21 protein-coding genes are annotated in these 24,137 nt (G+C 71.5%); 11 read left to right on the plus strand and 10 right to left on the minus strand.

Going from position 1 to position 24,137, the window contains the following annotated elements:
• Nucleotides 1–40: 40 nt before the first annotated feature.
• Together ACLJQM_RS05650 and helR are read left to right on the plus strand one after the other, a co-directional pair.
• The gene (locus ACLJQM_RS05650) at nucleotides 41–1,858 is read left to right on the plus strand and encodes a LamG-like jellyroll fold domain-containing protein (protein ID WP_410630362.1); all 1,818 of its coding nucleotides are present in this window, start codon (nucleotides 41–43) and stop codon (nucleotides 1,856–1,858) included.
• A gap of 101 nt (nucleotides 1,859–1,959) precedes the next feature.
• Nucleotides 1,960–4,164 carry an RNA polymerase recycling motor ATPase HelR gene (gene helR, locus ACLJQM_RS05655; RefSeq protein WP_410630363.1) on the plus strand — a complete coding sequence of 735 codons (2,205 nt, stop codon included), beginning with the start codon at nucleotides 1,960–1,962 and terminating at the stop codon, nucleotides 4,162–4,164.
• A 51-nt stretch (nucleotides 4,165–4,215) separates the two neighbouring features.
• On the opposite strand, the gene ACLJQM_RS05660 is transcribed toward helR, so the two are convergent.
• Nucleotides 4,216–4,692, minus strand: a complete 477-nt coding sequence (locus ACLJQM_RS05660) for an Lrp/AsnC family transcriptional regulator (RefSeq protein ID WP_247017004.1) — start codon at nucleotides 4,690–4,692, stop codon at nucleotides 4,216–4,218.
• A gap of 264 nt (nucleotides 4,693–4,956) precedes the next feature.
• Between ACLJQM_RS05660 and ACLJQM_RS05665 the strand changes: the two genes are divergently transcribed.
• On the plus strand, nucleotides 4,957–6,495 hold the full coding sequence (locus tag ACLJQM_RS05665) for an APC family permease (RefSeq protein ID WP_410630364.1): 1,539 nt from the start codon (nucleotides 4,957–4,959) through the stop codon (nucleotides 6,493–6,495).
• Here the strand turns inward: ACLJQM_RS05665 and ACLJQM_RS05670 are convergent.
• A complete protein-coding gene (locus ACLJQM_RS05670; RefSeq protein ID WP_410630365.1) occupies nucleotides 6,492–7,853 on the minus strand; it encodes an FAD-dependent monooxygenase in 1,362 nt (453 codons plus the stop codon). The two genes, ACLJQM_RS05665 and ACLJQM_RS05670, sit on opposite strands and share 4 nt — an antisense overlap.
• Nucleotides 7,854–7,916: 63 nt before the next feature.
• On the opposite strand from ACLJQM_RS05670, the gene ACLJQM_RS05675 reads away from it, so the two are divergent.
• Entirely contained in the window at nucleotides 7,917–8,537 is a 621-nt protein-coding gene (locus ACLJQM_RS05675) for a TetR/AcrR family transcriptional regulator C-terminal domain-containing protein (protein ID WP_410630366.1), read from the plus strand.
• Here ACLJQM_RS05675 and lysA read toward each other — a convergent pair.
• Nucleotides 8,515–9,858: a diaminopimelate decarboxylase gene (gene lysA, locus ACLJQM_RS05680; RefSeq protein ID WP_410630367.1), complete on the minus strand. Its 1,344-nt coding sequence runs from the start codon at nucleotides 9,856–9,858 to the stop codon at nucleotides 8,515–8,517. The genes ACLJQM_RS05675 and lysA overlap by 23 nt on opposite strands.
• 211 nt (nucleotides 9,859–10,069) lie before the next feature.
• Here lysA and ACLJQM_RS05685 point away from each other — a divergent pair, with 211 nt between their 5' ends.
• Nucleotides 10,070–11,026: an RNA polymerase subunit sigma-70 gene (locus tag ACLJQM_RS05685; protein WP_410630368.1), complete on the plus strand. Its 957-nt coding sequence runs from the start codon at nucleotides 10,070–10,072 to the stop codon at nucleotides 11,024–11,026.
• Here ACLJQM_RS05685 and ACLJQM_RS05690 read toward each other — a convergent pair.
• From ACLJQM_RS05690 to ACLJQM_RS05700, 3 genes are all read right to left on the minus strand, one after another.
• On the minus strand, nucleotides 11,023–11,211 hold the full coding sequence (locus tag ACLJQM_RS05690; RefSeq protein ID WP_410630369.1) for an RGCVC family protein: 189 nt from the start codon (nucleotides 11,209–11,211) through the stop codon (nucleotides 11,023–11,025). The two genes, ACLJQM_RS05685 and ACLJQM_RS05690, sit on opposite strands and share 4 nt — an antisense overlap.
• Entirely contained in the window at nucleotides 11,208–12,248 is a 1,041-nt protein-coding gene (locus ACLJQM_RS05695; protein ID WP_360779598.1) for a fatty acid desaturase family protein, read from the minus strand. The genes ACLJQM_RS05690 and ACLJQM_RS05695 overlap by 4 nt, the downstream gene beginning before the upstream one ends.
• A 476-nt stretch (nucleotides 12,249–12,724) precedes the next feature.
• Complete coding sequence (locus ACLJQM_RS05700; protein ID WP_410630370.1) at nucleotides 12,725–13,642, minus strand: dihydrodipicolinate synthase family protein; 918 nt, start codon at nucleotides 13,640–13,642, stop codon at nucleotides 12,725–12,727.
• A 56-nt stretch (nucleotides 13,643–13,698) separates the two neighbouring features.
• Between ACLJQM_RS05700 and ACLJQM_RS05705 the strand changes: the two genes are divergently transcribed.
• From ACLJQM_RS05705 to ACLJQM_RS05725, 5 genes are all read left to right on the plus strand, one after another.
• Nucleotides 13,699–14,928: an extracellular solute-binding protein gene (locus ACLJQM_RS05705; protein ID WP_410630371.1), complete on the plus strand. Its 1,230-nt coding sequence runs from the start codon at nucleotides 13,699–13,701 to the stop codon at nucleotides 14,926–14,928.
• A complete protein-coding gene (locus tag ACLJQM_RS05710) occupies nucleotides 14,925–15,974 on the plus strand; it encodes an ABC transporter ATP-binding protein (protein ID WP_410630372.1) in 1,050 nt (349 codons plus the stop codon). The genes ACLJQM_RS05705 and ACLJQM_RS05710 overlap by 4 nt, the downstream gene beginning before the upstream one ends.
• Nucleotides 15,971–16,864, plus strand: a complete 894-nt coding sequence (locus tag ACLJQM_RS05715) for an ABC transporter permease (protein WP_410630373.1) — start codon at nucleotides 15,971–15,973, stop codon at nucleotides 16,862–16,864. The genes ACLJQM_RS05710 and ACLJQM_RS05715 overlap by 4 nt, the downstream gene beginning before the upstream one ends.
• A complete protein-coding gene (locus tag ACLJQM_RS05720) occupies nucleotides 16,861–17,688 on the plus strand; it encodes an ABC transporter permease (protein ID WP_360779612.1) in 828 nt (275 codons plus the stop codon). The genes ACLJQM_RS05715 and ACLJQM_RS05720 overlap by 4 nt, the downstream gene beginning before the upstream one ends.
• A 122-nt stretch (nucleotides 17,689–17,810) precedes the next feature.
• Nucleotides 17,811–18,656: a MerR family transcriptional regulator gene (locus tag ACLJQM_RS05725; protein WP_410630374.1), complete on the plus strand. Its 846-nt coding sequence runs from the start codon at nucleotides 17,811–17,813 to the stop codon at nucleotides 18,654–18,656.
• Here the strand turns inward: ACLJQM_RS05725 and thrS are convergent.
• The 3 genes from thrS to ACLJQM_RS05740 all read right to left on the minus strand — a co-directional run bounded on the left by thrS (nucleotide 18,583) and on the right by ACLJQM_RS05740 (nucleotide 20,866).
• On the minus strand, nucleotides 18,583–19,881 hold the full coding sequence (gene thrS, locus ACLJQM_RS05730; protein ID WP_410630375.1) for a threonine--tRNA ligase: 1,299 nt from the start codon (nucleotides 19,879–19,881) through the stop codon (nucleotides 18,583–18,585). The genes ACLJQM_RS05725 and thrS overlap by 74 nt on opposite strands.
• A 129-nt stretch (nucleotides 19,882–20,010) precedes the next feature.
• Complete coding sequence (locus tag ACLJQM_RS05735) at nucleotides 20,011–20,481, minus strand: heme-degrading domain-containing protein (RefSeq protein ID WP_410630376.1); 471 nt, start codon at nucleotides 20,479–20,481, stop codon at nucleotides 20,011–20,013.
• A 25-nt stretch (nucleotides 20,482–20,506) separates the two neighbouring features.
• Complete coding sequence (locus ACLJQM_RS05740; RefSeq protein WP_410630377.1) at nucleotides 20,507–20,866, minus strand: VOC family protein; 360 nt, start codon at nucleotides 20,864–20,866, stop codon at nucleotides 20,507–20,509.
• A gap of 85 nt (nucleotides 20,867–20,951) precedes the next feature.
• Between ACLJQM_RS05740 and ACLJQM_RS05745 the strand changes: the two genes are divergently transcribed.
• Nucleotides 20,952–22,898: a phosphocholine-specific phospholipase C gene (locus ACLJQM_RS05745; protein WP_410630378.1), complete on the plus strand. Its 1,947-nt coding sequence runs from the start codon at nucleotides 20,952–20,954 to the stop codon at nucleotides 22,896–22,898.
• Here ACLJQM_RS05745 and ACLJQM_RS05750 read toward each other — a convergent pair.
• Nucleotides 22,895–24,124, minus strand: a complete 1,230-nt coding sequence (locus ACLJQM_RS05750; protein ID WP_410630379.1) for a M20 metallopeptidase family protein — start codon at nucleotides 24,122–24,124, stop codon at nucleotides 22,895–22,897. The two genes, ACLJQM_RS05745 and ACLJQM_RS05750, sit on opposite strands and share 4 nt — an antisense overlap.
• Nucleotides 24,125–24,137: the final 13 nt, after the last annotated feature.

Raw genomic sequence — 24,137 nt, forward strand, 5'->3', positions numbered from 1 at the left:
GTTGCCGGGGCGGTCGGCCGGCGCCCGTAGCTTCCGGCCCGTGACTGACACTTCTCGCCGGACCTTCCTCCTCGGCGCACCGGCCGTCGCCGCCGCGGCGACCCTGCCGGGCGTTCTCGGCGCACCGGCCGCCCAAGCCCAGGGCCGGCACCGCCCCGACGCCGAAGATCCGCGCTTCACGCTCGTGGTCATGCCGGACACGCAGTACCTGTTCGACGAGGACCGCGGCGACGCGGCCCCGCTGGACGCCTCGCTGCGGTACGTCCTCGACGAGTCGGCTGACAACGTTGTCTTCCTCGCCCACCTCGGCGATCTCACCCAGAACGGCCGCGCCGACGAGTTCGCCAGGATCAGCAGGTCGTTCCAGGCGCTCGACCGCCGCCGGTTCCCGTACAGCACCCTCGCGGGCAACCATGACATCGACGGCTCGAAGGACGACCAGCGCGGCCCGTCGCCGTACCTCGACGCCTTCGGCCCGCAGCGCCAGCGCAACTCGCCGACGTTCCGCGGCGCCACCGAGGACGGCTACAACAGCTACCACGTCTTCCGCGGCGGCGGCCGCGAATGGCTGCTGCTCGCCCTCGACTGGCGGCCCTCCGCGGGCGGCCTGAACTGGGCGAAGCAGGTCCTCGCGCAGCACCCGACGCTGCCCGCGATCCTCACCATCCACGAACTCGTCTGGGCCGACGACGACCACCAGGCCCAGTTCTCGACGTTCGGCGAGCTCGTCTGGAAGGAGCTCGTCGACGGCAACGACCAGATCTTCCTGACGCTCAACGGCCACTACTGGCCGACCGGCCGCACGGTCCGCAAGAACGCCGCCGGCCACGACGTCCACGTGCACATCGCCAACTACCAGGACCGCTACTACGGCGGCAGCGCGATGGTCCGGCTCTACCAGTTCGACCTCGCCCGCGGCGTGGTCGACGTCCGGACGTTCTCGCCGTGGCTCGCCGCGCAGGACCACCTGAGCGAGCTGCAGCGGATCGAGGCCGAGCGCAGCGGGCCGGCCGACTACTTCAGCCTCGAGATCGACTTCGCCGAGCGTTTCAAGGGCTTCGCGCCGGTGCCGGTCCCGCCCGGGCGCCCGGCGAAGCAGCTCCTGGTGCCGGGAACCGTCGCCTACTGGCGCTTCGAGGGCGGGCAGGACGGCAAGCCGGTGCCGGCCGACGTCGTCGTGCGCGACCAGACCGGGCACGGCAACGACCTCACGCGCGTCACCGCGCCCGGCAGCGGGCCGGACCAGCTGAAGTACTCGAGCGAGTTCTCGCCGCGGCAGCCGTCGCGGGCGAGCCTGAGCTTCGACGGCGGCCGCGACCCGAGCCGGGGCGCGTACCTGCGCACCGTCGACCGGGCGCCGATGAACAAGCTCAAGTTCGAGCGCGGCTACACCGTCGAGGCGTTCTTCCGGCTGCCGGCGGACTTCAAGGACGGCCACCACGGCTGGTGCGGCCTGTTCGCCCGCCAGGGCAGCGGCGCGGCGGCGGGCAAGACCGGCGACGACCCGAAGGAATCGGCCGCCACACTGTCCCTTTCGGACGGTGGGGAGCTGCAGTGGGCGGTGTACCCGCTCAACCAGGACCGCACCGCGACGAACTGGGGTCACGAGCTGGCGGTGGAGAAGTGGTGGCACGTCGCCGTGGTCAACGACGGCCGCCGCACGGTCGTGTACGTCGACGGCTGCCCGGTGGTGCGGAACCCCTCGACGCCGGCGATCGGGCTCGCCGACCCGGGCGGCTCGTGGCTGGTCGGCGCCTCGTCCTACGACGGGAAGGTCGACCGGAGTTTCGCCGGGCTGCTGGGTGACGTGCGGGTGGTCGACCGGCCGCTGAACCCGCGCGAATTCATGCTGGGCTGAACCCCTTGACAGCGGGTGGACAATAAAAAATCGGCGTGCTCTCCGAAACAACAAGGAGAACCCGCCGAACCTGGAGCCAGTCTAACCGCTGTGAGGGGAAATTGTCAAATCAGGGGTACGACGAGGAATTGCGGGACGAGCGCGCGTACATCGCCGGGCTGTACGCGCGGCTCGACCGCGAACGCGAGCAGGCGCGGGCCCGTTACCGGACCGCGCTGGGGGAAACCGGGATCGCACTGGTGGAACGGGACGCCGACGTGCGCGTGCGGGCCCGGGAAGCGGCCCGGCTGGACGTCGTCGACAACGGCCTTTGCTTCGGCCGGTTGGACGCCCTTTCGGGCGAACGCGGGTACATCGGCCGGATCGGTCTCTTCGACGGCGAAAACGACTACGAACCCCTTCTCCTGGATTGGCGGGCGCCGGCCGCGCGCCCGTTCTACGTCGCCACCGCGGCGACGCCGGAAAAGATGCACCGCCGTCGCCAGTTCCATTCCCTCGGCCGCCGGGTGACCGGGTTCACCGACGAGGTGTTCGGCCGTCCCGGTGCCGGCGAACGCGGCGACGCGGCGCTCTTGGCCGCCGTCACCGCGCCCCGCGGCGAGGGCATGCGGGACATCGTCGCGACGATCCAGGCCGAGCAGGACGAGATCATCCGGCTCGGCCACGCCGGCGTCCTGGTGGTCGAAGGCGGCCCGGGCACCGGGAAGACCGCCGTCGCGCTGCACCGCGTCGCCTACCTGCTCTACACCCGGCGCGAGCGGATGTCGCGCACCGGCGTGCTGGTGGTCGGGCCCAGCCCGCTGTTCCTCGACCACATCGGCCGCGTACTGCCGTCGCTCGGCGAATCGGACGTCGTCTTCATGACCACCGGCGACCTCGTCCCCGGCCTGCGCGTCACCGCCGAAGACGCGCCGGAGGTGGCGCGGCTCAAGGGATCTTCGAAGATGACCGGCGTCCTCGCGGCGGCGGTCGCCGACCGGCAGCGGGTGCCGGACGAACCGGTGGCGGTCGAGCTGGCCGACGTCACCGTCGACCTCGACGCGGACGTCGCGGCGGAGGCCCGGCTCGAAGCGCGCCGGTCGGGCCTGCCGCACAACGAAGCCCGCGCGGTGTTCCGCGAGCACGTCGTCACGATCCTCACCGAGCGCGCGGTGGCGAAGATCGGTGAAGGCTGGCTGACCCGGGAGGACCGCGGTGCGTGGGCCGATCTCCGCGCCGACGTCCGCGAAGAGCTGGCCGAGCACGAAGAGCTCGGCGCCACGCTCGGCGCGCTGTGGCCGGAGCTGACGCCGGAGACGCTGCTGGCGCCGCTGTACATGTCCCCGCGCCGGCTCGCGGCCGCCGGTGCCGACCCCGCGTTGTTCCGCGCGGACGGCGGCGCCTGGACGGTCTCGGACGTGCCGCTGCTCGACGAGCTCGTCGACCTGCTCGGCCGCGACGAGGCCGCCGACCGCGCGGCCCGGCGGCGGCAGGCGGCGGAAGAGGCCGAGTACTCCGCCGGCGTCCTGGACGTCCTCAAGCTGGACCGCGAGGAGATGGACGAAGACGTCCTGCTGAGCGCCGAGAACCTGCTCTTCGGCGAGGACCTGGCCGAGCGGTTCGTCGAGCGCGACCCCCGCGACCTCGCCGAACGCGCGGCGGCGGACCGGGACTGGACGTACGGGCACGTCGTCGTCGACGAGGCGCAGGAACTGTCCGAAATGGACTGGCGGGTGCTGATGCGGCGCTGCCCGAGCCGCTCGTTCACGATCGTCGGCGACCTCGCCCAGCGCCGGTCGGCGGCCGGCGCGACGGCGTGGGGCCCGGTGCTCGCGCCCTACGTCGGCGACCGCTGGCAGTACCGCGAACTGACCGTGAACTACCGCACGCCGGCGGAGATCATGACCGTCGCCGGTGCCCTGCTCGCGCGGTTCGCCCCGGACGCGCGGCCGCCGGAATCGGTGCGGGCGAGCGGGGTCCGGCCCTGGTCCAGACAAGTTGCGGACGGCGAACTGCCGGCCGCCATCGGCGAATTCGCCCGCGACGAGGACGGCCGTGCGGGCACGGCCGTGGTGATCGGGCCGCCGGGCGTGCCCGGCGCGGTGACGCCGTCGGCCACCAAGGGCCTGGAATTCGACGCCGTCCTCGTCGTCGAACCGGAGCGGATCCTGGCCGAAGGCCCGCGCGGCGCGGCCGAGTTGTACGTCGCGCTCACGCGCGCCACGCAGCGCCTCGGCGTGCTGCACCGGGAACCGCTGCCGGCGGTGCTGAGCGGGCTCGCCGAAGCCGGGGCTCCCGCCCGGGCCGGGCACCGGCGGTTCGTCTAGTGCCTCGTGAGTGAGAAACAGTGTTCTGACCCTGTTTCTCACTCACGACCGCTACGCCGTGAGCCGGCCCCACGAGTAGTTCTGCTTGGCCAGCTTGAGGTACACGAACAGTTCGGTCCCGGAAACGCCCGGGATCTGCCGGATCTCCTCGCCGAGCACCTCGAGCATGTGGTCGTCGTCGCGGCAGACGAGCTCGGCCAGCAGGTCGTACCGCCCGGCGCACAACACGACGTAGTGCACGTTCGGCAGTTCGGCGAGTTTGTTCGCCACCTCGCGCGGATCGGCGCCGTCGACGCTGATCCCGACCATCGCCTGCCTCGTCAGGTCGACGTTGACCGGATCGGTCACCGCCACGATCTGCATGAGGTCGTCGCGCAACAGCCGCTGCACGCGCTGGCGGACGGCCCCCTCCGAAAGCCCGACCGCCTTCGCGAGCGCGGTGAACGACGCGCGGCCGTCCTGCTGGAGCAGGGCGATCAATGATCTGTCCGTGTTGTCCAGTCCGCGCGCACGTGAATCTTCACCCATGCCGTCCCTCCCTGTGTTTCGGCATGTGATTTGTCAAGTGCGCAGCGTATCGAGACCTGACCAGAAAGCGAGACCCCCGCGCCAGCTTCGCGTGATCCGGCGTGCACGTCGCCGTCTGCCGAGGAATCGGTGGCGGGGGACGAAAATCACGAGGCTTTCCGAGGCGGTTTTGTGCGCCCGCGCACAGCCGCACGCGCTCGGTGCGCCCCGCCGGGTACCGTCTGGCGGCTCTGTCGTCTCGCATTGCCCCAGGAGGACCAACGCATGTCGGAGGCCGTGGCGCTCGGCGTCGCTCCCGCCGTCCCCGGAAAGGGGCTGCGCGGCGGCGCCCTGGGCATGGTGTCGTCGATGGTCATCGGGATGTCGTCGACCGCTCCGGCGTACTCGATCGCGGCGACGCTCGGACTGATCGTCTTGGCCGGTACCGGGTTCAAGGCGGCCGCGTTCGTCCTGCTGTCCTTCGTGCCGGTGCTCTTCGTGGCGCTCGCGTTCCGCGAGCTGAACACCGCGGAACCCGACTGCGGGACCAACTTCACGTGGGCGGCGCGCGCGTTCGGCCCGCACGCGGGGTGGTTCACCGGCTGGGTCGTCACGGTCGCGCAGCTGCTGGTGATGAGCAGCCAGTCCGCGCTCACCGGCCGGTACACGCTGCTGCTGTTCGGCGCGTCCGGCGCGGCGGACAACCGGTGGCTCACGACGGCGATCGGCGCCGGGTGGCTGCTGGCGCTGTGCTGGCTCTGCTACCGCGGGATCGAGGTCTCCGCGCGGGCGCAGTGGATCCTGCTGGGCGTGGAGCTCGTCGTCCTCGTGCTCTTCTCGGTCGTGGCGCTGGTCCGCGTCTTCGCGGGCACGGCCGGGCCGCAGGCGTCGGTGCCGCGCCTCGACTGGCTGTGGCCGGGCGGGGTCGGCGCCGGCACGGCGGTTTCGGCGGTGCTGCTCGCCGTGTTCATCTACTGGGGCTGGGAAAGCTCGCTGTCGGTCAACGAAGAGTCGGCGGACCCGCGGCACGCGCCGGGCCGCGCGGCGGTGCTCTCGACGGTGCTGCTGGTGCTGAACTACCTGCTCGTCACGGTCGCCGCGCTGGCCTTCGCCGGCGTCGGGACCGAGGGCGTCGGGCTGGGCAACGCGGCCAATTCCGAAGACGTCCTCGCGGGGCTCGGCGGCGCGGTGTTCGGCGACGGCACCGCGGGCAAGGTGCTGGGCGTGCTCCTGATCGTCTCGGTGCTGACCAGCGGCGCCGCCACCAGCCAGGCGACGATCATGCCGGCGGCGCGCACGACGTTGTCGATGGCCAGCCACGGCGCGCTGCCCCGCGTCTTCGGGCGCGTGCACCCGCGGTTCCGGACGCCGTCGGTGGCGACCTGGACGTTCGGGCTGGTCTCGCTCGCGGTGTACGTGCTGCTCGCGCTGGTCAGCGACAACGTGCTGGCGGACTCGGTCGACGCGGTCGGGCTGACCATCGCGATCGAGTACACGATGACGGCGCTCGCCTGCGTCTGGGTGTTCCGCCGGACGCTCTTCGCGAGTGCCCGCAACTTCTTGCTGCGCGGGCTGCTGCCGTTCCTCGGCGGGGTGTTCTTCCTGGCCGTGCTGGGGTTCGCGCTGGTCGAGTACGCGCGGCCGGACGCGGGCGAGACGACGGTGTTCGGCATCGGCGGCGTGGCGGTGATCGGGGTGGTCTCGATCGTGCTGGGGGTGCCGCTGATGTTCGCGGTGCACCGCGCCTGCCGCGACTTCTTCGCCGGGCGCCGCCTGCCACGCGGGGTGGTGCGGCGCGGGGGCGACGTCATCGAACCGGGCTAGAACCAGGTGTCGAGGGCGGTGGCCGGTGAACCTTCGCCGGCCCACGCGATGACGCCGTCCGGCCGGAGCAGCAGCGGCCCGGTGTTCGTGGCGGACACGACGTCGACGCGTGGTTCGGTGACGTGGTCGCTGGTCAGCAGGAGGCCGCGGCCGGTGCGGGTGTGCTCGTGCAGTCGCGATTCGCGGCCGTCGGTATCGACGATTTCGACGTCCGGGCAGTGCTCGCCGGCCGGCTTCGGGGCGGGGTAAGGGAAGTCGTACCGGTCGCGGACGCCGGACAGCAGGTCCGCGAAGTACCTGTTCGCCTCGGGCAGGTCCATGATCTCCGCGACGATCTCCCGCAGCGCGTCGACGTGCGGACCGGGCGCCAGCAACGCCGACTGCGCGCGCGTGTTGCGTAGCACCGCTTCGCCGGCCGGGTGCCGTTCGCGCGTGTACGTGTCGAGGAACGTCTCGGGCTTTTCGCCGCGCAGGACGGCGCCGAGCTTCCAGCCGAGGTTGGCCGCGTCGAGCAGGCCGAGGTTGAGGCCCTGGCCGCCGCTCGGCGAGTGCACGTGGGCGGCGTCGCCGGCGAGGAAGACGCGGCCGCGGCGGTAGCCGGGCACCTGGCGGGCCTGGTCGCCGAACCGCCGTTCCTCGCGGAACTCCTCGACGACGACGTCCGCGCCGGTGATCCGCCGGACGCTCGCGGCGAAGTCGGCCGTGGTGACGGGCTCCGGGTTCGCCGCGGGCTCGGTGATCCCGACCATGCTGCCGCCGTGCAGGAACGCCCCGCCGGGGTAGCGCCCGGCCGGCGGGACTTCGCCGGCGAAGCGCACCTGCCCGGCGATCGTGCGCAGCAGCGCGGGCGTGCCGGGGAACTCGAAGCCGGCCAGCTTGCGGACGGTGCTGCGGCCGCCGTCGCACCCGACGACGTACTTGGCGCGCCAGGCCTTTTCCGCGGTGACCGTGACGCCGTCCACATCGGACTCGACCGCGGTGACCCCGTGCCCGCGCAGCACCCGGACACCCGCGGCGTGGCCGGCGAGGACGCGTTCCAGCTCCGGCTGCCAGATGTTGGTCCGCGGGCGGTCTTCGCGCGGGACGATCTTGAAGATGTTCGCGAAGTGGCCGCGGGTGCTTCCGTGATCACGGGCGAGGTCCTTGGTGCCTTCGACGTCGGCCTTCGCGAGCTGTTCGCCGAGCCCGCGGCGCCACAGCGCTTCGGTCGCCAACGCGCCGAGGCCGCGGGCCTTCGGTTCTTCGGACGGGGTCTTCAGGCGCTCGAGGACCAGGGGCTCGACGCCCGCCAGCTTGAGCTCCGCCGCGAGGAACAGGCCCACCGGACCCGCGCCCACGACGATCACGTCGGCATCCATGCTTTCTCCTTAACTAGTTAAGGGCTAGAATGTCCTTAACTAGTTAAGGCGTCAAGGAGGAGCATGTCGCTGGAAGTCACCGACGCCGTCCGCGTCGCGCTGAAGCTGCTGGAAGACGAGGGCCTGGACAAGCTGACCGTGCGGCGGCTGGCCACCGAGCTCGGCGTCAAGGCACCCGCGTTGTACTGGCACTTCAGCGGCAAACGCGCGCTGCTCGACCACATGGCGGACGCGATCGTCGCGCCGGTCGTCGCCGGGCTGCCGGCGTCCAGGCCGTGGCTCGCGTGGCTCGAAGAAGCGGGCTTCGCGCTGCACACGGCGTTGCTCGCGCACCGCGACGGCGCCCGCGTCGCGCTCGGCGCGGACCTCCGGGCGGCCCGCGCGCTCGGTGAACTCGCCGAGCGCGCGACCGGCGTCCTGCACGACGCGGGCTTCCCGCTCGGCGAGGCGACCCGCGCGTCCGGGGTGCTGGTGCACTTCGTGCTCGGCCGGGCCGTCGAGGACCAGACGCGGTTGCCGCCGGCGGAGGAGGCCGCGGTGATCGCGTCCGCGGCGTTCCCGTTCCCGCTGATGGCCCGCGGCCTGCGCGAACGGGCCGGCTCGACGGTCGAGGACGACTTCCGGTACGCGCTCGGCGTGCTGCTCGCCGGGCTCGAAGCGGCTAACCGAGGTCGCGGCGGCTGAGGTCCTCCTCGGTCTCGCGGCGCACCAGCAGCGTCGCGACGCCGTTCTTCACCCCGACCAGCGGCGGGCGGCCGACCTGGTTGTAGTTCGACGCCAGCGAGTGGTGGTAGGCGCCGGTGCACGGCACGGCCAGCAGATCGCCCGCGCGCAGGTCGGCGGGCAGCGCGATGCCGTCGGCCAGGACGTCGCCGGCTTCGCAGTGCCGTCCGACGACGGTCATCGGGACGCGCTTCGCGGTGGAGCGCCGGCCGACCAGGCGCGTCGTGTACCGGGCGCCGTAGAGCGACGGGCGCGCGTTGTCGCTCATGCCGCCGTCGACCGCGACGAACGTGCGGCTGCCGCGCTTGACCGCGCACACGCGGTACACCGTGATCCCGGCCGGCCCGACGATCGCCCGGCCCGGCTCGATCGTCAAGCGGGGCAAGGGGAAGTCGTGCGCCGCGCACTCGTAGGCGAGCGCCACGCGCAGGCGCCGCGAGTAGCCGCCGAGGTCGAACGCCGGCTCGCCGCCGACGTACGGGACCGCGTGCCCGCCGCCGAGGTCGAGCTCCCGCAGCGTGACGCCGTGGGTGTCGCGGAACCGGACGAGCACCTCGGCCATCCGCCGCGCGGCGGCTTCGTAGCGGTCGACCCGCGAGACCTGCGAACCGATGTGGCAGTGCAGCCCGGCCAGCCGCAACCCGGGCTGCGCCCGCAGTGCTGCCGCGGCGGCGTCGACGTTGTCGGGAACGCCGTCGAGCAGCGAAAACCCGAACTTCTGCCCTTCGGCGCCGGTGCTGATGGCCGCGTGCGCCCCGGCCGCGACGCCCGGCGTCACCCGGATCATCACCTGCTGCCCGCCGTGGGCGAGCGCGCCGAGCTGCTCGATCTCGTCGAGCGAGTCGACCACGATCCGCCGCACGCCGTAGCCGAGCGCGGCCTTCAGGTCTTCAGGCGTCTTCGCGTTGCCGTGCAGCAGCATCCGCTCGGCGGGGAAGCCGACGGACCGGGCGACGGCGATCTCCCCGGCGGAGCAGGTGTCGAGCGACAGCCCCGCTTCGGCGACCCAGCGCAGCACGGCACGCGTGCAGAGCGCCTTGCTCGCGTACGCGACTTCGACGTCCGGGAGCGCTTCGCGGTACTCGCGGGCGGTGTCGCGGACCTGCTGCTCGTCGAGGAGGTAGGCGGGCGTCCCGAAGCGGGCGGCGAGGTGGCTGACTCGCGCGCCGGCGAAGAGGAGCTCGCCGTCTTCGCCGAGTCGGGTGCTTCGCGGCCAGACTCCTGGCTCGAGGTGATCGGCGGCTTCGCAGCCGAGGCTGGGAAGGAGCTCGCTGAGCGTCACGGGTGCCTCCGGGCATCGCGGCGGATCGGACCCCGTCAGGACACCGCCGGCCGCGCCCCCGGGCGTCCCCCCTGAATGCGGTCCTGACGGGTTCCGGTCGCTCGCTTACTCGTCTTTAACGCGCGGGTAACTTCGGCCACAGTGCGCGTGACCTGCGAAGAGGTGATTTTCCGTGCCGGGCGCCGTCACACCGGGCATGGTTACCGACACGATGGACGAGACCGAGTTCGCCGCATTGACCGAGCAGCACCGGCGCGAGCTGCGGGCGCACTGCTACCGGTTCCTGGGCTCCCTGGACGAGGCCGAGGACCTGGTGCAGGAGACGTTCCTGCGCGCGTGGCGCGGCCGTGAGCAGTACGCGGGCCGCGCGAGCGTGCGCGCCTGGCTGTACAAGATCGCCACGAACGCGTGCCTCGACTTCCTCGACCGCACACCGCGCGTGGTTCCTTCGGTGGACCTGCCGGTGGCTTCCGGCTCGCACCTGGCGCCCCGGCCGGCGGCGGCCGTCCCGTGGCTGCAGCCGGCGCCGGACGACCTCCTGGACGTGACGATCGCGCGGGAGACGGTCGAGCTGGCGTTCCTCGCCGCCGTCCAGTACCTCTCGCCACGGCAGCGCGCGGTGCTGATCCTCCGCGACGTCGTCGGCTGGTCGGCGAAGGAAACCGCGGCCGCGTTGGAGACGACCCCCGCTTCGGTGAACAGCTCGCTTCAGCGGGCGCGGGCCGAGCTGAAGGAGCAGCTGCCTTCGCGGCGCACGGAGTGGCGCGTCGAGTCGAGTGGCGAAGAGCGGGCGGTCGTTTCCCGCTACATCGCGGCGATCACGGCGGCGGACGACACGGCCATCGCGGCCGTGCTGAGCGACGACGTCCGGTGCAGCCACCAGCCGGGCGCCGGCGGCCACCCCGGTCCGGACCCGACCTGGTACGGCGGGCTGGCGGCGGTCCTCGAGGGCTGGGCCCCGGTGCTGCACGGCGCCGCGACGATGGAGCTGCGCATGCTGCCCACCCGCGCGAACGGCGGCCCGGCCGTCGCGACGTACCTGCGTCACGACGGCCGGTTCCGCGCGTTCGGCCTCAACGCGCTGTCGATCGGCGGCGACCGGGTCACCGAGGTGACGACGTTCGTGCCGTCGGTGTTCCCGGCGTTCGGGCTGCCGGACGCGCTCTAGCGGGTCGCCTCTTCGACGTGGTCCTGCGCCGAGCCGCACACGCAGCCGCGGTCGGTTCCCTGACCGGCCGTGGTCGCGGCGCAGTAGCGGCGGGCGATCGCGTCGTGCGTGCCGAGCGGGTGCGGGCAGTTCGGGCACCGGACACCGGCGCGGGGCACCTCGGGTGCCGTCTCCGGGGCGGTCACGCCGCCACCTTCGCCGGCCGCCGCAGCGGCTCACCCGCCTCGTGCAGGTGCTGCAACACGTACCAGTAGGAGCGCGCCCAGCCGCACTGGGCGTAGGAAATCCCTTGCCGGGCGCAGAAGTCCCGGACGATCACCTGCGCGTGCTTGAGGTTCGGCCGGGCCATGCTCGGGAACAGGTGGTGCTCGATCTGGTAGTTCAGCCCGCCGAGGGCGAAGTCCACCACCGGGCCGCCGCGGACGTTGCGCGAGGTCAGCACCTGCTTGCGCAGGAAGTCCAGCTTGTGCCCGGCCGAAACCATCTCCATGCCCTTGTGGTTGGGCGCGAACGAGCAGCCCATGTACAGCCCCCACAGGAACTGGTGCACCAGGATGAAGATGATCCCGGTCAGCGGAGAGAGCACGATGAACACCGCGGCGAGGTAGGCCACCAGGTGCGCGATCAGCAGCGCGGATTCGAGCTTGTGCTGGCGGACGTCCTTGCGCCACACGGCTTTCACGCTCGACACGTGCAGGTTGAGGCCTTCGAGCAGCAGCAGCGGGAAGAACAGGAACGCCTGGTACTTCGCCATCCAGCGCAGGAAGCCGCGCTTGCGGGAGCTCTGCGCCTTGCTGAACGCGAGCGCGGCGATGTCGACGTCCGGGTCTTCGTCTTCGTTGTTGGGGTTGGCGTGGTGGCGCGAGTGCGTCCCGATCCACCAGCCGTAGCTCAGCCCGGTCAGTCCGCCGTGGACGAGCCCGGTGGCGTCGTTCGCCTTGCGGCTGCGGAAAATCTGCTTGTGCCCGGCGTCGTGGCCGATGAACGACAGCTGCGCGAACATCATCGCGAAGAACGCGGCGAGGAAGAGCTGCCACCACGAGTCGCCGAGGAAGGCGAAGGCGACCCAGCCGCCGCCGAACGCGGCGAGGTTGAGCCCGATCCGCACCGCGTAGTACCGCCGCCGCCGTCGGAGCAGCCCGGCGTCCTTGATGAGCCGGGACAGCTCGGCGAAGTCGCTTCCGGTTGTGGCCGGAAGCTCCGGATTTCGGGTGGAAGTCATCGGGATCACCGCTCTGGGTAAGTCGTAAAGGCTTGTCCAGCAACGGTTTCCGGCCCCGACGGGGTCCGGGTCCGGTCCGGGAAAAGGGCACTGGGGCCTCGACGCGGTGGATACCGCGTCCTGCCCCCAGCCTCCCACTCCGCCGCCCTGGTGGCAATTCCCCGAAACCTGCCGGATCGGTGTACAGTCAGCCACATCGGGATGAAGGTGACCCACCACACACCCGAGAACTTCCCGCCCGGATCGCTCCGGCCGGGGACAGGAGCCGAGTCCGGGTCGGAAACCCGCTCGTACGCAACCGTGCCGGCTGATCAGCCGGCGAGCAGCCGCCCGTAGCCGCCAAAAGCGACACTCGAGGCGCCCAGTTGGGTTGCTACAGCTTGTTTTCTTCCGTCGCGGTTCCGGTCATCAGGTGGCTCGTCGGCGAGCCGGGTTCGGTGTCATCGTGCTCCGGCGCGCCGATGGGCCGCCACCCTTCACGAAAGCCCCCACGACGAGAGCATGCCGAAGAGCTGCTCGCGTTCGCCCGCGGTCAGCAACCGGCTCGGCGGCCGGACGTCGGGGCGGCACAGGCCCAGCTGGGCGAGCGCGTCCTTGACCACGCTGACGTTGTTGGCGTTCCCGTTCGCGGCGCGGAGCTCTTCGAAGGGCCGGATCCGTTCCCAGACGGTCATCGCCGCCGGGTAGTCCCCTGTGGACAGTGCGCGGAACATCGCCAGCGACGTCGCCGGGTCGACGTTCACCAGCCCGGACGTGAAGCCGGTCGCCCCGACGGCGAAGTAACCGGGCGCGGACAGCTCCGCCAGCCCGGCGATCCAAACGAACCGGTCGAACCCCGCGTCGCGCGCCACCGAGCCGAACCGGACCGGGTCCGGCACCGCGTACTTGACGCCGATGACGTTCGGCGCCGCCTCGCCCAGCGCGCGCAGCTGCTCGCCGGCGATCGCGGGGTTGCGGACGTAGAGCACGACGCCGAGTTCCGGCACCGCGCCGGCGATCGCCGCGTGGTAGTCGACCCAGCCGTCACCGGAGATGTACGGGTGCACCGGCTGGTGGATCATGATCATGTCGGCCCCGGCGTCCCGCACGTGCGCGGCGGCCCGCGTCGCCGAAGCGACGTCGTGGCCGATCCCGGCGAGCACGCTCGCCCGCCCGGCCGTGGCCTCGACGGTCACTTCCAGGCACCGCCGGGCTTCGGCGGCGTCGAGCGCGTAGAACTCGCCGGTGTTCCCGTTCGGCGTCACGACCTCGATGCCGCCGGTGATCAGCCGGTCCACCAGCTTCGCGTACGTCCCGTCGTCGACGGCGCCTTCGGTGTCGAACGGCGTGACCGGGATGGCCACCACGCCCGAGAGTCGTCGCTTCTGCTCCTCGAACGCACTCGCCACTGACATGTCCTATCTGATATACGATGCGGCGTACAACATTAACACGGACCCAGGGAGCAGCCATGCACCGTCGCACCGGCTTCCGATTCCGACGAGTGGTGCTGGCGGCGGGCGTTACGGCCGCGCTGGCGGCCTGCGGCGCCCCCGGCGCCGACGGCGGCGGCCAGGCCGCGGACCCCCAGGCCGTGCCGGACAAGCCGAGCAAGCCGGTCGAGCTGAACATCCTCGACGTCGCGGGGAACCTGCAGCTCACCAAGCAGATGATCGAGAACTTCAAGGCCGCCCACCCCGAAGTGCTCGCGAAGGTCACGTACTCGACCGCGCCCGCCCCGAGCATGGCGGGCAAGCTGAAGGCCGAACAGGACGGCGGCGTCGCCCAGACCCACCTCGTTCTCAGCGGTACCGACGGCCTCTCCGCCGGCATCGCGAACGGCACCCTGGCCAAGGTCCTCCCGGACTTCTCCGGCCGCTTCCCGAACCTGATGCAGAACTACCTCGAGCCCGCGGCCAAGATGCAGGAGCTGGCCAACGGCTACGGCGTCGAGGTCGTCTACTACCCCTCGGGCCCGCTCCTGGAGTTCAACCCCGGCGCGGTGCCCGCCGCTCCGGCGTCCCCGCAGCAGCTGCTCGACTGGGCCAAGGCGCACCCCGAGAAGTTCCAGTACGCGCAGCCGGCCAACTCCGGCCCCGGCCGGACGTTCCTGATGGGCCTGCCCTACCTGCTCGGCGACAAGGACCCGAAGGACCCGGACAAGGGCTGGGACAAGACCTGGGCGTTCCTGCAGGAGCTGGGCAAGTACGTGAAGTACTACCCCTCGGGCACGACCGAGACGATGAAGAACCTCGCCTCGGGCTCGGTCGACATGATCACGTCCACCACCGGCTGGGACATCAACCCGCGCAAGCTCGGCACGGTGCCCAACACGGTCAAGACCGCGATCATGCAGCCGATGCACTGGGTCACCGACGCCCAGTACGCCCTGATGCCGAAGGGCCTTTCGCCCGACCAGGAATCGGCGATCCTGCAGCTGATCGCGTGGATGCTCAAGCCGGACCAGCAGGCGATCGCCTACGACGACGGCTACTTCTACCCCGGCCCGGCCGTCAAGGACGTCACCCTCCGGATGGCGCCGCAGAAGAGCCAGGACACGATCAAGCAGTTCGGGCGCCCGGAGTACGAGCAGTGGATCGCGCAGTACCCCAAGGAGACGTCGCTGCCCGCCGACCAGCAGGTCAAGGCGTTCGACAAGTGGAACCAGCTGATCGGCGGCTCGAAGGTCGGCAAGAAGTGACGTTCGAGCAGCTGCGCCTCGACGGGGTCTCCCGCAGCTTCGGCACGGCGAACGCCCTGTGCGACCTCGACCTCGCGATCACCCGCGGCGAGTTCGTGGCCCTGCTCGGCCCGTCCGGCTGCGGCAAGTCGACGGCCCTCAACTGCCTGGCCGGCCTGCTCCCGCTCACCGGCGGCAGCATCTGGCTCGACGACGCCCGCATCGACGGCCGCCCGCCCGAGCAGCGCGGGTTCGGGATGGTGTTCCAGAACTACGCGCTGTTCCCGCACCTGTCCGTCCGCGCCAACGTCGGCTTCGGCCTCAAGATGCGCAAGGTCGCCCGCGCCGAAGCCCGCCGCCGGGTCGACGACGCCCTCCGCCTCGTCCAGCTCACCGAGCACGCGGCGAAGTTCCCGGCGCAGCTCTCCGGCGGCCAGCAACAGCGCGTCGCCATCGCCCGCGCCGTCGTGCTGGAGCCCCCGGTGGTCCTGATGGACGAACCGCTGTCCAACCTGGACGCCAAGCTCCGCCTCGAGATGCGGATGGAGATCCGCCGCCTCCACCAGACGCTCGGGCTGACCACCGTCTACGTCACCCACGACCAGGAGGAGGCCCTGTCGCTGGCCGACCGACTGGTGGTGCTGCGCGAGGGCACGGTCCAGCAGATCGGCACCCCCGAGGAGGTCTACGCGCAGCCGGTGAACAGCTACGTCGCCTCCTTCATGGGCTACCGCAACCTCCTGGACGTAACGGTCACCGCCGCCGCCGGCCCCTCGGTCACCGTCGAAGGCGACGGCGTCCGCCTGACCGGCGCGAACCGCGATTCGCTCGCGGAAGGCCCCGCGAAGGTCGCGATCCGCCCCGAGGACTTCGTCGTCGGCGACGGCGCGGAGAACGCCCTCGACGTCACGATCGAGATCGTCGAGTACCACGGCCGCGAGCTGTCGGTCTCCGCCCGGCTGCCGACCGGGACGCCGGTCTACTTCCGGACGGACAAGCGCCTCGCCCCCGGCGACACCGCGAAGATCGGCGTCCCGGCCGAGCGGGTCCTGGTGTTCGCACCGTGACCGCCGCGACGGCGGCCCGCCCGGCCCTGCGCCACCGCCTGGCCGAACGCGGCATCGACCGCACCCTGCTCCTGCTGGTGCCCGGCCTGCTCGTCATCGCCTGCCTGTTCCTGTACCCCTTCCTCTACGGCCTCCAGTTGTCCTTCGCCCCACGCCGGGGCGGCGTCTTCGCGAACTACGCCCGCTTCTTCGGCGACCCCTACCTGCGCGACACCATCTGGACGACGCTCGGCATCGCGCTGCCCGCGACGTTCATCAACGTCCTCGCCAGCATCCCGATCGCGTACGTGCTGCGCGGCCGCGTCCGCGGCAAGCGCCTCCTGACGACGATCCTGGTCGTGCCGATCACGCTCGGCACGGTGCTCACCGCGCAGGGCCTGATCATGTACGGCGGCCCGGCGGGCTGGCTGAACAAGGTGCTCACCGTCCTGGGCATCACCGACCAGCCGCTGCCGCTGATCCACAACTACACCGGCGTGCTGCTGTCGCTCGTGATCACCGGCTTCCCGTTCTCCTTCCTGCTGACGTTGTCCTACCTCTCCGGCATCGACCCTTCCCTGGAGAAGGCGGCCGCGACGCTGGGCGCGAACGGCATCCAGCGCTTCCGGCGCATCACGCTGCCCCTGCTGGCTCCCGGCCTGGCGATCACCTTCTGCTTGTCGTTCGTCATGGCGTTCTCGGTGTTCCCCTCGGCGCAGCTGGTCGGCGACCCGGCGAACGAGACCCGCGTCATCTCGATCGCCGCCTACCACGCCGCGTTCGAGGAGTACGACTACTCGATGGGCTCGGCCGTCGCGATGCTCATGGCGGTGGTCATGCTGATCGTGATCGGCCTGGTCATGGCGTGGCGCGCCACGCTCTACCGCGGAGCGACCGGAGGCAAGGGATGACCGGTTGGGTCGCGCGTCCCGGACGTTGGGTCGTCTGGGCCGTCGTCGCGTTCTTCTTCGTCAACCTCGCCGGCCTGGTGCTCTCGGTGGTCGTCGACTCGTTCGGCACGCAGTGGTTCGGCAGCTGGCTCCCGGACGGCTTCACCACTCATTGGTACGCCGACGCGTGGCGCGAGTTCGGCCTCTCGGACGTCCTCCTGACGACGGCGGTCGTCGCGCTCGTGGTGATCGCCGTGTCGGTGGCGGTCGGCGTCCCGGCCGCCTACGCGCTGGCCCGCCGGTCGTTCCCCGGCAAGCGCCTGGTGATGCTGCTGTTCGTGCTGCCGATCCTCATCCCGCCGATCACCTACGGCATCCCGCTGGCCACGGTGCTGTACAAGGTCCACCTCGCCGGCACGACCACCGGCGTCATCCTGGCGAACCTGGTGCCGTCCGTGCCGTTCGTCGTGCTGACCATGACGCCGTTCATCGAACAGATCGACCCGAAGATCGAAGCCGCGGCGCGTATGTCCGGCGCGCGGACGACGTCGGTGTTCACCCGCATCCTGGGCCCGCTGCTGCTGCCGGGCATCCTGGCCGCGTCGATCCTGGTGCTGGTGCGCACCGTCGGGATGTTCGAGCTGACGTTCCTCACCGCCGGCCCGGACTCGACGACCCTCGTGGTCGCGCTGTACAACTCCGTGTTCGCCGCGGGCATCCGCGCCAACCAGTCCGTGGACGCGATGGCGACCATCTACACGGCTTCCATGCTCCTGCTCCTCCTCGTCGCGTTGCGGTTCGTGAACCCGACCCAGCTGGTCACCCGGATCCGGGAAGAGACCTGAGGGCCGGCGGTGCTCGTTCGCTCATGTGATCCACGTTACCGCGGATAGTCGAACACGTGATCGACACGATGGGGTGAAACAGGCTTGCGGCTCCCCCGAGGGGAGCTGCCAGGCTGGGTGGCATGCGGTATTCGATCGGCGAGCTGGCCCGGCGGACGGGGTTGACGATCAAGGCCGTCCGGTTCTATTCGGATCGCGGCCTCGTGCCGCCGTCCGGGCGCAACGCCGCAGGTCAGCGCCGGTACGACGAGGCCGCCCTCGCCCGGCTCGGCCTCGTGCGCACCCTGCGCGAGCTGGGCCTCGACCTCGCCACGATCCGCCGGATCGCCGACGGGGAAGTCGCGGTCGCCGACATCGCGGCCCGGCACGCGGCGGCGCTGGACGCGGAGATCCGCGTGCTGCGGCTGCGCCAAGCGGTGCTGACGGCGATCGCCGGCCGCGGATCGACCACGGAGGAGACGAGACTCTTGCACGAACTGCCCCGACTGTCCGAAGTGGAGCGCCGGCACCTGGTCGGCGACTTCCTCGCCGAGGCGCTGGGCGACCGTCCCGAGCTGGCCGGGATCGCCAGGACGCTGACCCCGGAACTGCCGGAAGACCCGAGCCCCGAACAGCTCGACGCGTGGATCGCGCTGGCCGAGCTGACGCGGGACGCGGAGTTCCGCGCGGCCCTGCGCCGGCTCGCGGACCGGCACGAAGTCGGCCTGCGCCGCGACCTGGCCGCCGAGGTGCGCGCCGCCGTCACGCCGGCACTGGAAGCGGGGATCGCCCCGGACACGCCGGAAGCGACGTCGATCGTCGACGGCCTCGGCCGCGACCCGCGTGAGCTGCGGGAGTGGCTCGAAACCGTCAACGACCCACGCCGTGAGCGCTACCTGGAACTGCTCGCCGTGATCAACGGCTGGGCGGCACCGGAAAGCCTGACCCCGGCCCTCGACTGGCTGACGGCGGCGAGCTCTCGGCCCTGAGCCAGGCCAGTGCGTCCCCGGCCGGCTGCGCGTCGAGCCGGCTTCCGTCGCGCAGCCGCAGCGAAAGCCGTCCGGCGGCCACCTCGTCCGGACCGAGCACGGCCTGGAACGGCACCAGCCGGCCGTCCCGGATGCGCGCGCCGAGGCTGCCTTCGGCTGCGATCTCGGCCCGCAGGTCGCCGCAGCGATCGAGGACTTCCCGCGCGTACGGCACTTCGGCTTCGGACAGCGGGAGCAGCCGGAGCTGCACCGGCGCGAGCCAGGCCGGGAACGCGCCGCCGTGCACTTCGATCAGCTGCGCCACCGCGCGTTCGACGCTGCCGATGATGCTCCGGTGCACCATGACCGGCCGGTGTTTCGCCGCGTCCGCGCCGACGTATTCGAGGCCGAACCGCGCGGGCTGGTGGAAATCGACTTGAACGGTGGAGAGGGTCGATTCGCGGCCCGCGCTGTCGGCGATCTGGACGTCGATCTTGGGCCCGTAGAAGGCCGCTTCGCCTTCGGCCTCGTCGTACGCGAGCCCGCTCCGCTCGAGCACGGAACGCAGCATTTCCGAGGCGCGGTCCCAGTTCCCGGCCACGTACTTACCGCCCTCACCGGGCAGCGAAAGCCGGTAACGCGCCGGGCTGATGCCGAGCGCGTCGTAGGCCTGCCGGATCAGCGCCAGCGCCGCGCCCGCCTCGGCTTCGACCTGGTCGAGAGCGCAGAAGATGTGCGCGTCGTTGAGCTGGATCGCGCGCACGCGCCCCAGCCCGCCGAGCACACCGGACAGTTCGCTGCGGTACATCCCGCCGAGCTCGGCGATCCGCAGCGGCAGTTCGCGGTAGCTGCGGCCGCGCGAACGGTAGATCAGCGCGTGGTGCGGGCACAGGCTCGGCCGCAGCACGAGCTGCTCGCCGCCGACGTCCATCGGCGGGTACATGTCGTCGCGGTAGTGGTCCCAGTGCCCGGAAATCTCGTACAGCTCGCGTTTGCCGAGCACCGGCGAATGGACGTGCCGGTAATCCGCGTGCCGTTCGAGGTCGCGGACGTATTCCTCCAGGCTGTGGCGGATTTCTGCGCCGTCGGGCAGCCAGTAGGGCAGGCCCGCGCCGATCAGCGGATCGGAACCGAACAGGCCGAGTTCGCGGCCGAGCTTGCGGTGGTCGTGCATCGTGGACTCCTCGTGAACGGCGAGGCGGAGCACCACAAGACGAAGCCCGGGGCGACCGCCCCGGGCTGGCATGCGTGGATCAGCGCGCCGGGACACTCTCCGGCGTCGTCGTCAAGGCGCGCTTCATGGGATCGACGGTAGCAAGCGGGAGTGTTCCGGGCCTGTTCTTTTCGGTGCACCGTCGGCCTCGCGGCCCCGGCCTCAGGAATCGCCGAGGAACAGCTCCAGCTGCTCGACGACGAACGCGTGGTCCTCGGCCTGCGGAAGCCCCGACACACCCACCGTCCCGACCGGGCCGACGCCACGGACCAGCACCGGGAACACCCCGCCGTGGGCCGCGTACACGTCCGGGTCCAGGCGGCTGTCCTCCTCGAACGAGCCGCCCTTCGCGCGGAACTGGGCGCCGACCAGGAAGGAGCTGTGGCCGTAGCGGTCGACCACCCGGCTCTTGCGGTCGATCCACGCGTCGTTGTCGGCCGACGTGCCCGGGAGCGCCGCGTGGAAGAGGCGCTGGCCGTTGCGGCGGACGGAGATCGTCACCGGCAGGCCGCGGTCGCGCGCGGCCGTCAGCAGCTGCTGGCCGAGGGCGAGCGCCGTCTCGTTGTCGAACTTCGTGAACTGGAGGCGTTCCTCCTGCTCGGCGAGCTGGGCGAGGGCGTCGGCGTCGGTCATGCCGCCATTAAAGCAACACTGTTGTTTAATTGCCAGTGAACTCCGTCAGCGACAGCACGTTGCCGTCGGGATCGCGGAACCACGCGATCCGGCCGCCCGGCGTGGTCCAGATTTTGTCGGTGTCCTGTGGCAGCGTGTCGAACGTCAGGAACTCGACACCGCGGCCACGCAGCTCGGCCACGGTCGCCCGGATGTCGGCGACCGCCCAGCCGAGCACCGTGAACGGCTGCGGCGCGAACTCGGCCACGGCGGTGACGCGCACCATCGTCCGGCCACTCCGGAACACGCACGCGAAGGGGGTTTGCTCGATGAACTCGAGCCCGGCGACATCCGTGTAGAAGGCGCGCGAGCGCTCGAGGTCGCTCGACGGTGCGAAGGCGACCAATTCCGCTGAGTTGAGCATGGCTTCACCTCTCTCGGCGCGAAAGGTACTCCGGTCAGGCCGCTGACCAGGGGATGAGGAGGTGGACATGGGCCGGATCCGGCGGCGCACGGTGCTGGGCGGCGCGGCCGCGGTCACCGTGGCCGGCGCGCTGTCCGCCGCGTGCGCGCCCGCGTCGCGGAAGGGCACGATCGACGACGTCCGCCACGTCGTGGTGCTGATGCAGGAGAACCGATCGTTCGACCACTACTACGGCACCATGGCGGGCGTACGCGGCTTCGGCGACCGCGCGGCGCTTCGCGACGTCTTCCGCCAGCGGGGTGTTGGCGACCCGGTGCTGCCGTTCCGGATCGACACGTCCGTTGTGGACGGTCAGGACCTCGGCGAGCTGCCGCACGACTGGAACAGCACGCACCGCGCGTGGAACGACGGCGCGTACGACGGCTGGATCACCGCGAAGAGCCCCATGACGATGGGGTACTTCACGCGCGACGACATCCCGTTCCAGCACGCCTTGGCGAGCGCGTTCACGCTGTGCGACAACTACTTCTGCTCGCTCCAGGGCCCGACGCACCCGAACCGGCTGTTCCACTGGACCGGCACGATCGACCCGGACGGCGTCGCCGGCGGCCCCGCGACGCGCAACGCGCCGGACTACGAGCCCTCGTTCCGCTGGACGACCTACCCCGAACGGCTGGAGTCGGCGGGCGTCTCGTGGCGGATCTACGCGAACGACGAGGAGCGCGGCGTCCCCGAGCACTTCGTCGGCGACTACGGCGACAACCCGCTGTGGCTGTTCCAGAACTACCACGACGCGCTGTACTCGATGGACCCCGTGAAGCGGCGGCTGGCCGAGCGCGCGAACCTGCGCAAGAAGCTCAAGCCCGACTCGGGCCGGGGCCGGGACGTCGACCACGTGCTGGCCGAGTTCCTCGCCGACTGCGCGGCCGGCACGGTGCCCGCGGTGTCCTGGGTCGTGGCGCCGTACGGCTACTGCGAGCACCCCGCCGCCCGGCCGGTCGACGGCGCCGCCTACATCCAGCGGATGCTGAAAGGGTTGTGGGACAAGCCGGACCTCTGGGAATCCACCGTGGTCTTCATCAACTACGACGAAAACGACGGCTTCTTCGACCACGTCGTCCCGCCGGCGCCGCCTCCCGGCACCCCCGGCGAGTACCTGCCGGGGAACCGGCCGGAGCGGGGCGCCGCGTCCGGGGCGCCCGCGCCGATCGGGCTGGGGCCGCGGGTGCCGATGACCGTCGTCTCACCCTGGAGCCGCGGTGGCTGGGTGAACTCGCAGGTCTTCGACCACACGTCGGTGCTGCGCTTCCTCGAGACGTGGACGGGGGTGCGCGAGCCGAACATCTCGGCGTGGCGTCGCGCGATCTGCGGCGACCTGACCAGCTGTTTCGACTTCCGCACGCACGACACGACGATCCCGCTGCTGCCGGACGCCGACGCGTTGCGCGCCGAAGCCGACCGGACGCAGGCACGCCTGCCGAAGCCCCGGGTCCGGCCGGGCGCGCTCGTGCAGGAGCCCGGCACGGCCAAGGCGCGCCCGCTGCCGTACCAGCCGGTCGCCTGGGCCGACGTCGAGCCGAGCGCGCTGAAGCTGCACCTGGCCAACCACGGCACGCAGGCGCTGCAGCTGGCCGCGTACGCCTACCACGTGGGCGGGCCGCCACAGCGTTTCGACGTCCCCCCGAACGGGGAGGTCACCGGCCGGATCCCGCACGCCGGGTCGTACGACATCGCGATCCACGGCCCGAACGGCTTCGTCGTCGAGGCCTCGGGCGGGCCCGGTCTTGATGCCGCCGTCACCTTCGTGAGCACGCCGGCGCTGCGCGTGACGGTGACCAACAGCGGGCCGGGGCCGGTCACGCTGAACGACGTCGTGGTCCCGCCGGGTGCCTCGCGCGACTTCCCCGTGCCGACGCGCAACGGCTGGTACGACGTCGCTTTCGAGGTCCCGGGGTGGCGTCGCCGCTTCGCCGGCCACCTGGAAGACGGCCGCCCGTCGCGGACCGGGCCTTAGCGGAGGGAGTCCAGCGCGAAAGCAGCCAGCATCGCGACGCCGCTCGGCATGGCGTCCTCGTCGAAGACGACGCGGTTGGAGTGGTTCGCCGCCGCTTCGGCCGGGTCGACGCCGGGCGGGCACGCGCCGAGGAACGCGTACGCGCCGGGAACGCGCTGCAGGACGTAGGAAAAGTCCTCGGCGCCCATCAGCGGGTCGGCGAGCAGCTCGACGTTCTCCGGGCCCAGCACGGTCGCGCCGAGCCGCAGCACCTCGGCGGCGATCCGGTCGTCGTTGACGGTCACCGGGTAGCCCGGCTCGACGTCGGCGAGCACGCGGCAGCCGTACGCGGCGCCGACCTGCTCGCACACCTTGGGCAGCTCGGCGCGGACCAGCGCGCGCGTCTGCTCGGACAGCGTGCGGATGGTGCCTTCGAGCTCGGCGGTCTCCGGGATGATGTTCGACGTCGTGCCGGCCTGGATCCGGGTCACCGAGAGCACCGCGGGGTCGAACACGCTCACCCGGCGCGTGATCATCGTGTGCAGCGCGCCGACCATCGCCGCGGCCGCCGGCACCGGGTCGATCGTGTGCTGCGGTGCGGAGCCGTGGCCGCCCTTGCCGGTGACGCGCACGGTGAACGAGTCCGCCGACGCCATCAGCGGGCCGGGCCGCAGCTGCAGCCGCCCGCTGGGCGCGTTGGCGAGGATGTGCACGCCGAACGCGCGCTCGGCCCGCGTCCCGGCGGCGTCCAGCACGCCCTCGTGGATCATGAAGCGGGCGCCGTGGTGGCCCTCCTCGCCCGGCTGGAACATGAACACGACCGAGCCGGCCAGCTGATCCTTCCGCCCGGCGAGCAGCCGCGCCGCGGACGCGAGCATCGCGACGTGCGTGTCGTGCCCGCACGCGTGCATCGACTCGTCGTCCTCCGAGGCGAAGTCGAGCCCGGTCTCCTCGGTCAGCGGCAGCGCGTCCATGTCGCCGCGCAGCAGCACCGCCGGACCGGGCCGCCCGCCCCGCAGGACGGCCGTCAGCGACGTCGTGGCCTTGCCCTCGGTGATCTCCAGCGGCAGGTCGGCCAGCGCGTCCCGGATCGCCGCCTGCGTGTGCGGGAGGTGGAGGCCCTGTTCCGGCCTGCGGTGCACGGCGCGGCGGAGCGCGACCGTGCGGTCTTGCAACGCGCGCGCGTCGTCGAGGAGGCCGGCGAACGGCGCGCCGGGCAGGGTGGGCAGGTCAGTGGGGCCGGTCATGGTCCCGATAGTG

Source organism: Amycolatopsis sp. cmx-4-83 (genome assembly GCF_046548815.1).
Lineage (GTDB): Bacteria > Actinomycetota > Actinomycetes > Mycobacteriales > Pseudonocardiaceae > Amycolatopsis > Amycolatopsis pretoriensis_A.